Annotated in this window: 15 protein-coding genes; 9 read left to right on the top strand and 6 right to left on the bottom strand. The window is 54.7% G+C overall.

All coding sequences use genetic code 11. From position 1 onward, the window contains the following. The first annotated feature begins 8 nt into the window (after positions 1–8). The 6 genes from A6U95_RS11330 (at position 9) to hemW (ending at position 4,233) form a co-directional block, all read left to right on the top strand. Positions 9–722, top strand: coding sequence for a YggS family pyridoxal phosphate-dependent enzyme (locus tag A6U95_RS11330; RefSeq protein WP_024528361.1), 714 nt, complete (start codon positions 9–11; stop codon positions 720–722). Positions 723–732: 10 nt separating this feature from the next. Continuing rightward, the gene (proC, locus tag A6U95_RS11335; protein WP_065684557.1) at positions 733–1,554 is read left to right on the top strand and encodes a pyrroline-5-carboxylate reductase; all 822 of its coding nucleotides are present in this window, start codon (positions 733–735) and stop codon (positions 1,552–1,554) included. A gap of 82 nt (positions 1,555–1,636) precedes the next feature. Then, positions 1,637–2,191 (top strand): YggT family protein, encoded by a 555-nt coding sequence (locus A6U95_RS11340; RefSeq protein ID WP_021179666.1) that lies wholly within the window; start codon positions 1,637–1,639, stop codon positions 2,189–2,191. Continuing rightward, entirely contained in the window at positions 2,188–2,478 is a 291-nt protein-coding gene (gene yggU, locus A6U95_RS11345) for a DUF167 family protein YggU (RefSeq protein WP_024528363.1), read from the top strand. Before A6U95_RS11340 ends, yggU begins: the two co-directional genes overlap by 4 nt. A 17-nt stretch (positions 2,479–2,495) precedes the next feature. Continuing rightward, positions 2,496–3,092: an RdgB/HAM1 family non-canonical purine NTP pyrophosphatase gene (gene rdgB, locus A6U95_RS11350; protein ID WP_024528364.1), complete on the top strand. Its 597-nt coding sequence runs from the start codon at positions 2,496–2,498 to the stop codon at positions 3,090–3,092. Beyond that, positions 3,082–4,233 carry a radical SAM family heme chaperone HemW gene (gene hemW / locus A6U95_RS11355; RefSeq protein WP_065684558.1) on the top strand — a complete coding sequence of 384 codons (1,152 nt, stop codon included), beginning with the start codon at positions 3,082–3,084 and terminating at the stop codon, positions 4,231–4,233. Before rdgB ends, hemW begins: the two co-directional genes overlap by 11 nt. A 111-nt stretch (positions 4,234–4,344) precedes the next feature. Here the strand turns inward: hemW and A6U95_RS11360 are convergent, their stop codons facing one another. The 4 genes from A6U95_RS11360 to trmB all read right to left on the bottom strand — a co-directional run bounded on the left by A6U95_RS11360 (position 4,345) and on the right by trmB (position 7,151). After that, positions 4,345–5,061, bottom strand: coding sequence for a DUF2884 domain-containing protein (locus A6U95_RS11360; protein ID WP_065684559.1), 717 nt, complete (start codon positions 5,059–5,061; stop codon positions 4,345–4,347). Between the two features lie 40 nt (positions 5,062–5,101). Then, positions 5,102–6,025: a glutaminase B gene (glsB, locus tag A6U95_RS11365; protein WP_065684801.1), complete on the bottom strand. Its 924-nt coding sequence runs from the start codon at positions 6,023–6,025 to the stop codon at positions 5,102–5,104. Positions 6,026–6,105: 80 nt separating this feature from the next. Beyond that, the gene (locus A6U95_RS11370; RefSeq protein WP_065684560.1) at positions 6,106–6,432 is read right to left on the bottom strand and encodes a YggL family protein; all 327 of its coding nucleotides are present in this window, start codon (positions 6,430–6,432) and stop codon (positions 6,106–6,108) included. After that, a complete protein-coding gene (gene trmB / locus A6U95_RS11375; protein ID WP_021806299.1) occupies positions 6,432–7,151 on the bottom strand; it encodes a tRNA (guanosine(46)-N7)-methyltransferase TrmB in 720 nt (239 codons plus the stop codon). The genes A6U95_RS11370 and trmB overlap by 1 nt, the downstream gene beginning before the upstream one ends. 180 nt (positions 7,152–7,331) lie before the next feature. Between trmB and mutY the strand changes: the two genes are divergently transcribed. The 3 genes from mutY (at position 7,332) to mltC (ending at position 9,844) form a co-directional block, all read left to right on the top strand. Then, on the top strand, positions 7,332–8,432 hold the full coding sequence (mutY, locus tag A6U95_RS11380) for an A/G-specific adenine glycosylase (RefSeq protein WP_065684561.1): 1,101 nt from the start codon (positions 7,332–7,334) through the stop codon (positions 8,430–8,432). Next, positions 8,429–8,701, top strand: a complete 273-nt coding sequence (locus A6U95_RS11385; RefSeq protein WP_024484083.1) for an oxidative damage protection protein — start codon at positions 8,429–8,431, stop codon at positions 8,699–8,701. The genes mutY and A6U95_RS11385 overlap by 4 nt, the downstream gene beginning before the upstream one ends. Positions 8,702–8,767: 66 nt before the next feature. After that, positions 8,768–9,844, top strand: a complete 1,077-nt coding sequence (mltC, locus tag A6U95_RS11390) for a membrane-bound lytic murein transglycosylase MltC (protein ID WP_021806301.1) — start codon at positions 8,768–8,770, stop codon at positions 9,842–9,844. A gap of 195 nt (positions 9,845–10,039) precedes the next feature. On the opposite strand, the gene speF is transcribed toward mltC, so the two are convergent. Together speF and A6U95_RS11400 are read right to left on the bottom strand one after the other, a co-directional pair. Beyond that, positions 10,040–12,202 (bottom strand): ornithine decarboxylase SpeF, encoded by a 2,163-nt coding sequence (gene speF / locus A6U95_RS11395; RefSeq protein ID WP_065684802.1) that lies wholly within the window; start codon positions 12,200–12,202, stop codon positions 10,040–10,042. A gap of 486 nt (positions 12,203–12,688) precedes the next feature. Next, positions 12,689–14,035: an OprD family outer membrane porin gene (locus A6U95_RS11400; protein WP_065684562.1), complete on the bottom strand. Its 1,347-nt coding sequence runs from the start codon at positions 14,033–14,035 to the stop codon at positions 12,689–12,691. Positions 14,036–14,137 lie beyond the last annotated feature (102 nt).

Genomic DNA, 14,137 nt, shown 5'->3' on the forward strand with positions numbered 1-14,137 from the left:
GGTTAATCATGAGCACTATCCAACAGAATCTGCAGGATGTCAGGAGCCGTATTGCCGCGGCCGCTCAAGACTGCGCACGCATTCCAGAAGAAGTGACATTGCTTGCAGTCAGCAAAACCAAACCTGCGGAGGCGATCGCACAAGCCATCGCCGCAGGCCAGCACGCGTTCGGCGAGAATTACGTGCAGGAAGGGGTAGACAAGATCCAGTATTTTGCCCAGCGGCCTGAAGGGGCTGGATTGGAATGGCACTTTATCGGCCCGCTGCAATCCAATAAAAGCAGGCTGGTGGCAGAGCACTTTGCCTGGTGCCACACCGTTGACCGCTTGCGTATTGCCCTGCGCCTGAGCGATCAGCGCCCCGCAGAAATGCCGCCGTTAAACGTGCTGATCCAGATAAATATCAGTGACGAGCAGAGTAAATCTGGCATTGTATTGAGTGAGCTGCCAGCGCTGGCCGAGGCGGTAGCCGCATTGCCTAACCTGTGCTTGCGTGGGTTAATGGCCATCCCAGCACCGGAACACGACTATCAGCGCCAACTGGCGACATTCGGCCAGATGAACGACGCTTTCCAGGAGCTCAAGCAGCGCTATCCGCAGGTGGATACGCTGTCGATGGGCATGACAGATGATATGCAGGCAGCGATCGCCGCTGGCAGCACGATGGTTCGTATCGGCACCGCAATTTTTGGTGCCCGTGACTACTCGCACACCACCGTATAACGAGGATTTGATGCAACATCGCAAAATTACCTTTATTGGTGCCGGTAATATGGCTCGCGCTATCATTGCGGGCCTGGTCGCCGGTGGCTATCCGGCAGCCGCCATCAGCGTTTGTGCGCCGTCAGCAAAAAACCGTGACGCCCTGGCCGCCGAATATGGCATCAACAGCAGCGCAGACAACATCACCTGTGCAAAACAGGCCGACGTCGTGGTCCTGGCGGTGAAACCGCAAATGATGGCGCAGGTTTGCTTACCTTTACAGGAACAGGTCGATTTCTCCGGTAAACTGGTGCTGTCGATCGCTGCGGGTATTCTGGTGAGCCGTTTCTATCAAATGCTTGGTGAAGGCTTGAATATCGTGCGCATCATGCCCAATACCCCTTCATTAGTGGGTAAAGGGATGAGCGGGCTGTATGCTCCCGAGCAGGTTAGCCAACAGGATCGTGATTACACCCGCGATCTGATGAGTTCGGTGGGTAAAGTCTGCTGGGTCGATGACGAAAACGGCATTAATGGCGTGATCGCCGCGGCAGGCAGCGCACCGGCCTATTTCTTCCTGTTTATGGATGCCATGCAACAGGAGGCCGAGCGTATGGGGTTCAGCAGCCAGGCCGCGCGCGATCTGGTGCAGCAAGCCGCTATCGGGGCTGCGGCATTGGCCGCCGCTAATCCGGAGATTTCGCTAGCCACTCTGCGTGAGCAAGTGACCTCCAAAGGGGGCACTACCGCCGAGGCGTTGCGGGTATTCAACGAACAACGGTTGCCAGAGACCGTTGCCAAAGCCATGCAGGCCGCTGTTTCCCGTGCGCAGGAAATGGAAAAATCATTTTAACTATGCCCGATGAGTTTCAGGCCGCCAAGGTGGTCTGAAAACCAAGGGGATAACCCAGAAGTTAAGGAGAAGGGTAACTTACATGCTAACGCTGACTTTCCTGGTCAAAACCGTCGTTGATATTTACGTGATGGTGCTGCTGTTGCGCATCTGGATGCAACTAACGCGCACTGACTTTTATAACCCGTTTTCGCAGTTTGTGGTGAAAATCACCCAGCCGATCGTCGGCCCACTGCGCCGCATCGTTCCTTCGATGGGGCCGGTAGATAGCGCCTCATTGCTGTTGGCATTCCTGCTGATGACCATCAAATATCCGCTACTGCTGCTGATCCAGAGCGGTACCCTGTCACTCAGCCTGTACAACTTGCTGTTTGGCCTGATTTCTCTGATCAAATCCGTCGGCTACCTGATCTTCTGGGTGATGATCATTCGCGCCTTGATGAGTTGGATCAGCCAGGGCCGCAGCCCGATTGACTATGTGATGTTCCAGCTTACCGAGCCGTTGATGGCCCCTATCCGCCGCGTGATCCCGGCGATGGGCGGCATTGATTTCTCCGCGATGGTAGTGATCCTGATCCTGTATCTTATCAACTACCTGGGAATGGATCTGTTTGGCGAGCTCTGGTTCCTGCTGTGAGCGCAGTCACCACGCACCTGGACGGGCTGGTGGTCAGGCTATATATTCAGCCCAAAGCCAGCCGCGATCAGATTATTGGCCTGCATGGCGACGAGATAAAAGTCGCCATCACCGCACCGCCGGTTGATGGCCAGGCCAATGCTCATCTCATCAAGTTTATCGCCAAGCAGTTCAAAGTGGCGAAAAGCAACGTGCTCATAGAGAAAGGCGAACTGGGGCGGCACAAGCAACTGCGCATCCTCAACCCGCAACAGATCCCGGACGTCATCTCGGCGCTGATCGAATAATTTCAAGGTATCTATATATGCAAAAAATCGTTCTTGCCACCGGCAACCCCGGCAAAGTGCGTGAACTCGCCGAACTGCTGGCCGATTTCGGCTTTGACGTGGTAGCACAAACCGATCTTGGCGTAGACTCCGCCGAAGAAACCGGCCTGACGTTTATTGAAAACGCTATTCTCAAAGCCCGCCATGCTGCGCAAATCACCGGCCTGCCAGCGATTGCCGACGACTCTGGCCTGGCAGTCGATGCCTTGGGCGGCGCTCCGGGTATCTACTCTGCCCGCTACGCCGGTTTAGAGGCCAGCGACCAGCAGAATCTGGACAAGCTGCTGGTGACGCTGAAAGACGTGCCTGCGGGCAAGCGCGGTGCTCAATTCCATTGCGTGCTGGTGTATATGCGCCATGCAGAAGATCCCACCCCGCTGGTATTCCACGGTTGCTGGAACGGTGAGATCACTTTTGAAGCGGCCGGCGTTGGCGGCTTCGGTTACGATCCGATCTTCTACGTACCAGATTTGGGCTGCACAGCAGCAGAGCTGACGCGGGAAGAGAAAATTGCCATTTCCCACCGTGGCAAGGCGTTGAAGTTGATGTTGGAAGCGATGCGTAATGCCAGCTAACAGCGTACAACTGCCCCCGCTCAGCCTGTACATCCATATTCCCTGGTGCGTACAAAAGTGCCCATACTGTGATTTCAACTCGCATGCCTTGAAGGGCGAAGTCCCGCACCAGGAATATGTCGATCATCTGCTGGCGGATCTGGATGCAGATTTGCCGCTCGCCAGTGGTCGTGCAATCAACACTATCTTTATCGGTGGTGGTACGCCGAGCCTGTTGAGTGCTGAAGCCATGCAAGCGCTGCTGGATGGCGTGCGGGCGCGCATTCACGTCGAGGATGACGCCGAGATCACCATGGAAGCCAACCCAGGCACCGTGGAGGCCGATCGCTTCAGTGGCTACCAGCGCGCCGGGGTGAACCGCATCTCGATTGGCGTACAAAGCTTTAGCGCCGAGAAGTTAACCCGTCTGGGGCGCATTCATGGCCCGGATGAGGCCAAACGCGCGGCACATCTGGCAACCGGCCTAGGTTTACGTAGTTTCAATCTGGACCTGATGCATGGCCTGCCGGATCAGTCACTGGAAGAAGCGCTGGACGACCTGCGTCAAGCTATCGCTCTTAATCCGCCGCATCTGTCGTGGTATCAACTCACCATCGAGCCAAATACCCTGTTCAGCTCACGCCCGCCGGTATTGCCGGATGATGACGCGCTGTGGAATATCTTTGAACAAGGGCATGAGCTGTTGAGTGCCGCCGGTTATCAGCAGTACGAGACCTCTGCCTACGCCAAACCGGGTTATCAGTGTCAGCACAACCTCAACTACTGGCGCTTTGGCGACTATCTGGGGATTGGTTGTGGCGCACACGGCAAGCTGACCTTTGCCGATGGCCGCATTCTGCGCACCGCCAAAACCAAGCATCCGCGGGGGTTTATGCGGGGTGACTATCGGGACAAGCTGCATGAAGTCGAGGCGCACGATCGGCCATTCGAGTTCTTTATGAACCGCTTCCGCCTGCTGGAAGCGGCGCCACGCGCCGAGTTCGCCCAATATACCGGGCTGGATGAGAGCGTGATCCGCGCACCATTGGACGAAGCGCTAGCCAAAGGCTATCTGCAAGAGACGCCAGAGTATTGGCAGATCACCGAGCATGGCAAACTGTTCCTTAATTCGCTGTTGGAACTTTTCTTGCCGGAAGAATAGCTTAGGTAGAATTGCAGGCTCAACTGTCACACGCTTATCTGGCAGGGATAATAGGTTCCGTCGAGTTAAGAGTGCAACGCTTAAAACAACGGAACCTGTTGACGTCAAACCTTAGTTCAACGCCTTGACCAGATCCTTACGCTGGGTTTCCAGAGCCGTTACGCGCTTGCACACGTCGCGACCAAAGTTCTGGAAGTCCTGCTCCTGATTATTCCATTCGTTCTTGATGGCCTGCTGTAGCCCACCCAGATTGCCCATGATCGCCTGCAACGGGTTGCCATTGCTGTTGGCGACCTGCTTGACGCCCATTTCGTTCAGGCTGTCCTGCAATACGCCGCCCATGCTCTGCTGCACGATATTGCGGCCATCCTGCTCCACCTGAGCGATCGCCTTGTGGTGGAACGTGAGACCGTCGCTGCGATGTTCGATGATACGGTTCATCTGCTGCTTCAACTGATCGTTGAGCGTGGTCAGGCGGTTACGCACGTTGCTGTCAGTACCCAACTCCTGAACGATGACTTTATCCAGCGCTACCCGCGCCTTTTCCAGATGCTGCTGCGCGCCCTGATCGATCCAAGGTAAATCTTTGCGCAATGCGTTCTGGTAGCTGAACGCCTTCTGGCGCTGGTTATCGTTCAGGCTCAATGCTTTGCCATCACGAGTGACGTCGCCGTCGGCGGTGATTTGCAGGTTACCGCCAGCCCCCACCACCTGCACGGTCTGTGGGCTGATAATCACGTCGTCCTGTGGCCTGACGCTGCACTGATACTCGGCATGCGCCTGTGAAGCCGTTAACAACAGCAAGGCCAATCCGGTTCTCTTTAACATAGTTTCTCCTGACTCCCTTCCAACCGCATGTGCGATGGAGTTAAAAAATCGAACGGCTAATGCGTTGAGACAACAGTTCTAGTGCCGCAGTTCCCGCCAATGAGTTACCGGATGCATCCAGCTCCGGCGACCAGACGACAATCGACAGTTCATCAGGGACGATGGCGATAATACCGCCGCCCACTCCAGACTTGCCCGGCATGCCAACCCGGTAAGCAAATTCACCTGCGCCATCATACATACCGCTGGTCATCATCAAGGCATTAATCTGCCGGGCCTGTAACGGGCTGATCACTTCTTCACCATCAAGCGTCCGGCCCTGGTTAGCCAGGTAGACAAAGCTGCGTGCCAGTTCAACGCAGCTCATCCGTAACGCGCAGTAGTGAAAATAGGTTTGCAGCACGGTCAGCACATCATTGTCGAAGTTACCGAACGATTTCATCAGATAGGCGATGGCAGCATTGCGATCGGAATGCTCAAATTCGGAACGCGCCACGCGAATGTCATACGACAGATCATCAACGCCTGCCAGTTGGCGCACCACTTCCAACATCCGCTGCTTGGGAGCACTCAGCCGGGTTTGCAGCATATCGCATACCACCAGCGCTCCGGGGTTGATGAACGGGTTGCGCGGTTTTCCCTGTTCCATCTCCAACTGCAGCAGCGAATTAAACGGCAGGCCAGAGGGCTCTTTCCCCACCCGCTGCCAGATTTCCCCTTCCGGATAACGCGTTAGCGCCAGCGTCAGGCTCAATACCTTGGAGATCGACTGGATGGAAAAGCGCTCCGTCGCGTCCCCGGCCTGAAACAGCTCGCCGTCAACGGTACAGACGGCGATCGCCAGCCGATCGGCAGCAACTTCCGCCAGCGCGGGAATATAGTCTGCAACCTTGCCTTGCCCAATCAACGGGCGTACCTGTTGCAGGATCTCCTCCAGCAACGCGTTATCTAATGTTGTTACCACCGCGCTCACTACTCCAGAAAGGACACCAGATAAAACAAAGGTGCCATTAAGGCACCTTCGGCAATGCTAATCGGACGGGATCAATCCCACCAGATGTCGAACAGATCGCTGGTTTTCACATCGCTCAGCTTGCGTGCTTCCAGCCAGTTTTTGATCAGCTCACGGTGTTCTTCGGTGCAATGACCAATCGTCTGCAGGCAGATCAAACCTTCCCACTGCAGATAGCCACTGCCGTCAAACGCCAGGCCGTTCGGCTCGATCACTTCCTCGATAAACGCGTCCAGGGTGCTGTCGATATCTTCAACGGCAGTCCCTTCGGCAAAACGCCAGGCGACGGAGAAGCCCAGTTCCTGAAACTCTTCGATATGTAACTTTTTACGTAAACGACGACTACGGTTCTTAGCCATTATTCCATCCTCTCAAACATCAAATCCCAAACGCCATGTCCCAGACGCTGGCCACGTAATTCAAATTTTGTCAGCGGACGCGAGTCCGGACGCGGTACGTAATCATTGCTCTCGGAGAGATTACGGTAGCCTGCGCTGCTGCTCATGACTTCCAGCATGTGTTCCGCATAGGGTTGCCAGTCGGTGGCCATATGGAATACGCCACCGACTTTTAATTTGCGCTGCACCAGCTCAACAAACGGCGTCTGTACGATGCGGCGTTTGTTGTGGCGCGCCTTGTGCCACGGATCCGGGAAGAACAACTGCACCATATCCAGTGAAGCGTCCGGGATCATATTCTGCAAGACTTCTACCGCATCGTGGCACATCACCCGCAGGTTGGCCAACTCCGCCTCATGGGCATCGGCCAGACAGGCACCCACGCCCGGCGAGTGGACCTCGATCCCCAGGAAATTCTGCTGCGGGTTATTGCCCGCCATGGTGACCAGCGAAGCCCCCATGCCAAAACCAATCTCCAGCACGGTTGGCGCTTCACGGCCAAACAGCGCGGCGATATCGACAGGTTCAGCCTGATATTCCACGCCCATCACCGGCCAATAGTTGTCCAGCGCCTGCTGCTGGCCTTTGGTCAACCGCCCCTGGCGGCGAACAAAACTGCGGATACGGCGCATCGCGCGGCCGTTCTCATCAAATTCTGGGGAGATGACGTCATTAATCATAGTGCTTTCTGTCTATTTGGCTGCCAATTAGGGGAACGCGCATTATGCAAAGATACCTTGCTTTAGCAAGCGTTCATCATCATACCGGATGTGCTACTGCGGAAAGTTCCGGTTTACAGCACCATCACTCTATGCTGCAATCGCGCATCATTATTTATCTGCCGGATAGCGAACTCGCTCATGATGCAAGCACAACAGTTCTCGCACGTAGTGCTTGACTGGTACCAACGCTATGGCCGCAAAACGCTGCCGTGGCAACTCGATAAAACGCCTTATCAAGTATGGCTCTCTGAGGTGATGCTGCAACAAACTCAGGTTGCCACCGTTATTCCTTATTTTCAGCGCTTTATGGCACGCTTTCCGAACGTGCGAGCCTTGGCCGAAGCGCCGCAGGATGAAGTCCTGCATCTGTGGACCGGGCTTGGCTATTATGCCCGCGCCAGAAACCTGCATAAAGCGGCGCAGACCATTGTCGCACAGCACGGCGGTGAGTTCCCGACAACCTTTGAAGAAATTGTTGCGCTGCCTGGCGTAGGCCGTTCAACTGCTGGCGCCATTCTCTCTCTGTCCCAGGGGCAGCACTACCCGATCCTAGACGGCAACGTCAAGCGCGTACTGGCCCGTTGCTATGCCATAGCTGGCTGGCCGGGCAAGAAAGAGGTGGAAAATCGCCTGTGGGAGATCAGCGAAGAGGTCACACCGGCAAAAGGGGTTGGCCAGTTCAATCAGGCGATGATGGATCTGGGAGCGATGGTCTGCACCCGTAGCAAACCCAAATGTGAGCTATGCCCGCTCAATATCGGCTGCATCGCCAACGGCAACAGCAGCTGGGCCAACTACCCAGGTAAAAAACCCAAGCAAACCCTGCCGGAAAAAACCACCTACTTCCTGATGCTACAACAGGGTGATGGCGTCTGGCTGGAACAGCGCCCAGGAACTGGCCTGTGGGGAGGACTGTTCTGCTTTCCACAGTTTAGCGCGCGGATCGATCTTGAACTCTGGCTGCAACAACGCGGCCTGCAAGGTAGCCGTTTAGAGCAAATGACCGCCTTCCGCCACACCTTCAGCCATTTCCATCTGGATATTGTGCCTATGTGGCTGAACATCGACAAAGCGGGTAGCGCCATGGATGCGGGTTCCGGTCTCTGGTATAACTTAACGCAGCCCCCTTCGGTCGGGCTGGCCGCGCCGGTTGAGCGCCTGCTACAGCAGTTGGCCAAACAGTCCCCGACCCAACCCGGTTTATTTGGCAACAGCGCCATTGACGAGGAATTAGCATGAGCAGAACCATTTTTTGTACCTTCCTGCAGCGTGACGCCGATGGGCAAGACTTTCAGCTCTATCCGGGGGAAGTCGGCAAACGCATCTACAACGAAATCTCCAAGGAAGCCTGGGGAGAATGGATGAAGAAGCAGACCATGCTGATCAACGAGAAAAAGCTCAACATGATGAACGTGGATGACCGCAAACTGCTGGAACAAGAGATGGTCCGTTTCCTGTTCGAAGGGCATGAGGTCCACATCGAAGGCTATACGCCACCGAGCGAATAAGATTTTCCGGGCCAGGCGCTGGCCCTTTCCCCCTGTTTAATTCTTCGCGTATACGGCTTTAACAAGATGAAGAAAATGTTAGCTTTGCTAGTGATAGCGCCTTTGCTGATCTCCTGTTCTGGCAAAAAAAACGATGTGGTCAGTGAAGCCTATGTCAAAGACACCAACGCCTTTGATATTTTGATGGGCCAATTTGCCCACAATATCGAGAACATCTGGGGGCTGAGCGAAGTTCTGATTGCCGGGCCAAAGGACTACGTCAAATATACCGATCAATATCAGACCCGTAGCCACATCAACTTTGATTCGGGCACCATCACTATCGAAACCATCGCCACCACCGATCCTGCTGCTCATCTGCGCCAGGCGGTGATCAGCACCCTGTTGATGGGTGACGATCCAGGCTCGATCGACCTCTATTCCGACGCCAATGATATCCAGATCAGCAAAGAGCCGTTCCTGTACGGCCAGGTGCTGGATAACAAGGGCCAACCCATCCGCTGGGAATGGCGGGCGGCGCACTTCGCCGACTATCTGCTGCAAAACAAGCTAAAAAGACGCACATCGGGCTTGCATGTGATCTACTCGGTGACGATGCAACTGGTGCCTAACCACCTGGATAAACGTGCACACAAATATCTGCCGATGGTTCGCCAGGCGTCTGAGAAATACGGCGTCGAAGAATCGCTGATCCTGGCGATTATGCAGACCGAATCCAGCTTCAACCCGTATGCGGTAAGCGGTTCCGACGCGCTGGGCCTGATGCAGGTGGTGCAGCATACCGCCGGTAAAGACGTGTTCCAGAGCAAAGGTAAATGGGGCACACCAAGCCGCAGCTACCTGTTTGATCCGGAGAACAACATCGATACCGGTACTGCCTATCTGGCGATCTTGCAGAACAACTACCTGGGCGGCATTCAGAACCCGACCTCACGCCGTTATGCGGTGATCACCGCTTACAACGGAGGGGCTGGTAGCGTGTTGCGGGTGTTCAATAGTGACAAGGCGAAGGCGGTAACTATCATCAACAGCATGCAGCCTGGTGATATTTATCAGACTCTGACCACCAAGCATCCGGCGGGTGAATCACGCCGTTATCTGGTGAAGGTGAATAACGCGCAGAAAAACTATCGGCGGAAGTAATCGTTGGTGGGAAAATACAGGGCTGGGGAGCGATGATTCGTTCCCTCACCCTAACCCTCTCCCACAGGGAGAGGGGACCTACCGTGCTAGATCTTAGCTACGGCATTCATCCTCAACATCACCTTGTTACAGATTAACTTCCACACCTGGGTACGGTGCAATGGCGAACGCCGAGCTGGGGCCAAATAACGAGCTTCATTGCTTGATCATATAGCCAAAAATCCGTTTCCAGCCGTGATCTTTCTTCTCGATATACACGCCCTGCAGCTCTGGTGAGAAGCCAGGCAAGCGGTTGATGCCCTCCTCCAGCGCCAGGAAGTAACGCTGTACCGCACCGCCCCACACTTCGCCTGGCACCACGCACAGCACGCCCGGTGGATAAGGTAAGGCACCTTCCGCCGCGATGCGCCCTGTAGCCTGAGCGATCGGCACCAGCTCAACGTTGTCACGGATAAACTCGACGTTGGCATCCTGCGGATTCATCATCACCGGCGGGAAATGATCCTGACGGAACATCTCTTTTTGCAACTGCTTCACGTCGAAGCTGACGTACAAATCGTGCATCTCCTGGCAAAGTTGACGAATGGTGTAGCCTGCATAACGCTGCTGATTCTTGCGATAAACCGTCGGCAAGACCTCACTCAGTGGCGCATCTGCCTCGACGTATCGCTCGAACTGCACCAGCATATCCACCAAATGCTCCATTTTCGCCGGGTTCTCCGCCGGGGTGAGCAGGAACAGGATCGAGTTGAGATCGCACTTCTCCGGCACGATGCCGTTCTCACGCAGGAAGTTGGCCAGAATAGTCGCCGGGATACCGAACTCGGTGTACTGACCAGTGGCCGCATCAATCCCCGGCGTGGTCAGCAGCAACTTGCAAGGATCGACCAGATACTGCCCCTGCGCATAACCGGCAAAGCCGTGCCATTGCTCACCCGGTACAAAGTTGAAGAAGCGTGCGTCGTTGGCGATCAGGTCAGTATCGTAATCCTGCCAGTTCTTGCCTGCCACCTGCGGTGGAATAAAGGGCCGCAGCTGCGAGCAGCGTGCCAACAGTTGTTTACGCGTGTCGATCCCCAGCTTGACGCACTCCATCCACATGCGGCGGCCAGCGGCACCGGCATGCATCTTGGCGTTGACGTCCAGCGCGGCAAACAGCGGATAAAACGGGCTGGTTGAGGCATGCAGCATAAACGCATTGTTGAGATGCTTATGGTTGCAGTGGCGCTTCTGGCCTTTGATGTGATCGTCTTTCTTATGGATCTGCGAAGTCTGCGAGAATCCGGCCTGCTGCTTATGCACCGATTGCGTGACAAAAATACCCGGATCGTGCTCATCCAGTTCCAACAGCAGCGGCGAGCACTCTTTCAGCATCGGGATAAAGCCTTCATACCCCACCCAGGCCGAATCAAACAGGATGTAATCACACAGATGGCCGATGGTGTCGATCACCTGACGGGCGTTGTAAATGGTACCGTCATAGGTGCCGAGCTGGATGATCGCCAGGCGGAAAGGCCGTGCCGCAGCGGCTTTTTCCGGGGCAACATGGCGGATCTGCTCGCGCAGGTAAGCCTCATCAAAGCATTGGGAATCGATGCCGCCGATAAAACCAAACGGGTTACGCGCGGTTTCGAGATACACCGGCGTCGCTCCGGCCTGGATCAACGCGCCGTGGTGATTGGATTTATGGTTATTGCGATCGAACAGCACCAGATCGCCACGCGTCAGCAGCGCGTTGGTCACCACTTTATTGGATGCCGAAGTGCCGTTCAGCACGAAGTAGGTTTTATCGGCGTTGAACACTTTCGCCGCGTGTTTTTGCGCATCCTTGGCCGAGCCTTCGTGGATCAGCAGATCGCCCAGCTTCACATCGGCGTTGCACATGTCCGAACGGAAAATCGTTTCGCCGTAAAACTCGAAAAACTTGCGCCCTGCCGGGTGTTTACGGAAAAACTCGCCGCCCTGATGGCCCGGGCAGGCAAAGGTTGAGTTCTCCATTTCCACGTAGGTTTTCAGCGTTTTGAAGAACGGCGGTAACAGCGCCTGCTCGTAGGCATCGGCGGCGGCCTCCAACTGCGCCATGTAAAACGCTTTGGTCGCTGCAGCCAAGGCAAATACGCCAGTAATCAACGGTAGGTGATCCGGGGAAAGCTGTTCATCCCCCTCAACGGCAACAAACGTCGGGATCTCAAAGCCGGTCGCTTTAAGCGTTGCCAGAATACCGGCATCCACATCGCTAACGGAGACCACGGCCGCCGCCACATCGGTATAGTCAGTCTGCCCCACGCGCACAATTTCGCGCAGGGTTTCAATGCTGGCTACCAGGCTGGCGCTGGTTGCTATCTTCAATTCTTTCATCATGCTGAGTCTCAAACGGTTAAGGATGAGGGTGTGCCACTGGGCACATAATGAGATAACCCTGGTTATCCCGGCAAAGTGATGAGCCAAGGCGCAACCATGACCGGCCGATGCGGGTAGGCATCAGACAACTATCGGGGACTGGGATCGGCAGCGTCCGATAGACATCAGTAAAATCAGAGCCGCAGCTCTATTTTTAATCATGCCTAACAGCGAGCATTGGCTAGCTTTACCGCATAACGGGCAGCGGTGTTCGCATAAATGGCGTTAAGGATACATGGAGTGATGGCATCATCAGACGTCTGGAGCGCAGCTGCGCTGAGGTGGTTAAACCCGTCATGCCTGTACTCCTCTGTGATGAAATGGGGAATTCGCGCAATGATTACACGTTTTTTTCGAGGGTTCAAGCCGGTTAATAGTTACTATTAATGCATAATTATTTATTGATACCGTGTGGGTTTCCCCACACGGCCAGGCAGGCGTTGATTAGAACAGGTTGAACTTGTAATCCACCTGCAGTTCGATCGAGTGGTTCTGAGCGCGCATCGGCTTGCCATCCGAGGTCAGCTTCGGCTGGTTGCTCTGGCTCTGGTAGTTCCAGGATGGGCCACCGGACAGCTGCACTGCCAGGTTTTTCAGTGCAGGCTGTGACGGCGTCCAGCGGGAGTAAACCAGGGTTTCACCACGCTCAATGCTATGGCCTCGGTACTTCATCCCCCAGCCATAGTTGGTGACCATCCCCAGCTCAACTTCTGGCGTAACGGCATAGCCGAAGGTCCAGGCCAGCATCTTTTCCTTATCGCCCACATAGTCGTTACCCCAACTGTCGGCCATGGAGTTAAAGGTGCCGCGGCTGTGCTTGGCCAGGTGCCACTCAAAGCGCCCTAACCCGTTGCCATTATCGAGTGAGGCATGGGTGTATGAAGCCCCAACCTTGTGCTTCCAACGCTCGGCGCGCCATTCGGCGTACATCGCATAATGGTAAGCATCGTCATCGAACGTCTTGTGACGGGTGGACATGCGGGTCCAATCTTGCAGACCATGGTTGTAATACAGCTGGCTGGCAAGCTTGAGGCGATTTTCCGCCCAGGACGCCGGTTGCCACCCCAGTTCCACCCCGTGGCGTTGCATATAGTTATGGCTTTCACCCAGGAAATAGAGTGCGCTATAGCCGTGATCGCTATAGCTCAATTCACCGGTCGCAATGCTGCTGATCTCCTTTTTATCCGCAGTGAGGAAATGGATCTTATCCGGAGAATCCCTGTCGCTATAACGGGTCACATAAGCACCGCGTACCCGTACTGGCCCGGTAGCCGCTTCACCACGCAATCCCAGATAGGTACTTGGAATAGCGCGCGTGGAGTTGTTAAGTGCGCCCCATTTTTTAATCTGCTGCCAACCGGAATAAAGGTGCAGATAGGTGTCATCATCACCCAAACGCCCTTTCAGGTAGAGCTGCCCCATCTTGTTGAAACCTTTCGCCTGGCCGTTGTCGTTATACAACACGCTACGGCCCCAGAAATCATCGCTGGCGGCCAGTTTAATCACGCCATAATAAGAAGCGTCTACTCCCAACATATCTGCAAAATAGCCGGACTGATAATCAAGCGTGATCCCCTGCCCCCAAGCCGTTTGGATGGAGCGTTCCCCATAATCCTCGGTGCTTAAATTTTTAAACACGTTACGGAAAGAAAGATCTGCGTGGCTATCATTAATAAAACTTGAGAAGAGATGATCGCTTACCTTTATTTCCTCTGCGCTGAGGGATAAAGAGAACATCAGTGCAAACAATGCAAGAGGCTTTTTTATTTTAAATTTATTGATTTGATACATAGAAAAATCCTGTTTTCTATCTACTCACCCAGAACTATTTTAATTAAATGATTTCTAGATAATGTTGGAAATGTTTCACCCCGCAACCAGGGTGAAACACGG

The sequence above is a fragment of the Serratia sp. 14-2641 genome (assembly GCF_001692375.1).
Classification (GTDB): Bacteria; Pseudomonadota; Gammaproteobacteria; order Enterobacterales; family Enterobacteriaceae; genus Chania; species Chania fonticola_C.

Excerpts from the sequence above, each read along its gene's own strand:
- speF (WP_065684802.1), bottom strand. The coding sequence starts at position 12,202 with ATGAAAGAATTGAAGATAGCAACCAGCGCCAGCCTGGTAGCCAGCATT.
- trmB (WP_021806299.1), bottom strand. The coding sequence starts at position 7,151 with ATGATTAATGACGTCATCTCCCCAGAATTTGATGAGAACGGCCGCGCG.
- A6U95_RS11330 (WP_024528361.1), top strand. The coding sequence starts at position 9 with ATGAGCACTATCCAACAGAATCTGCAGGATGTCAGGAGCCGTATTGCC.
- rdgB (WP_024528364.1), top strand. The coding sequence starts at position 2,496 with ATGCAAAAAATCGTTCTTGCCACCGGCAACCCCGGCAAAGTGCGTGAA.
- hemW (WP_065684558.1), top strand. The coding sequence starts at position 3,082 with ATGCCAGCTAACAGCGTACAACTGCCCCCGCTCAGCCTGTACATCCAT.
- A6U95_RS11370 (WP_065684560.1), bottom strand. The coding sequence starts at position 6,432 with ATGGCTAAGAACCGTAGTCGTCGTTTACGTAAAAAGTTACATATCGAA.
- A6U95_RS11400 (WP_065684562.1), bottom strand. The coding sequence starts at position 14,035 with ATGTATCAAATCAATAAATTTAAAATAAAAAAGCCTCTTGCATTGTTT.
- proC (WP_065684557.1), top strand. The coding sequence starts at position 733 with ATGCAACATCGCAAAATTACCTTTATTGGTGCCGGTAATATGGCTCGC.
- mutY (WP_065684561.1), top strand. The coding sequence starts at position 7,332 with ATGATGCAAGCACAACAGTTCTCGCACGTAGTGCTTGACTGGTACCAA.
- A6U95_RS11360 (WP_065684559.1), bottom strand. The coding sequence starts at position 5,061 with ATGTTAAAGAGAACCGGATTGGCCTTGCTGTTGTTAACGGCTTCACAG.
- A6U95_RS11385 (WP_024484083.1), top strand. The coding sequence starts at position 8,429 with ATGAGCAGAACCATTTTTTGTACCTTCCTGCAGCGTGACGCCGATGGG.
- A6U95_RS11340 (WP_021179666.1), top strand. The coding sequence starts at position 1,637 with ATGCTAACGCTGACTTTCCTGGTCAAAACCGTCGTTGATATTTACGTG.
- mltC (WP_021806301.1), top strand. The coding sequence starts at position 8,768 with ATGAAGAAAATGTTAGCTTTGCTAGTGATAGCGCCTTTGCTGATCTCC.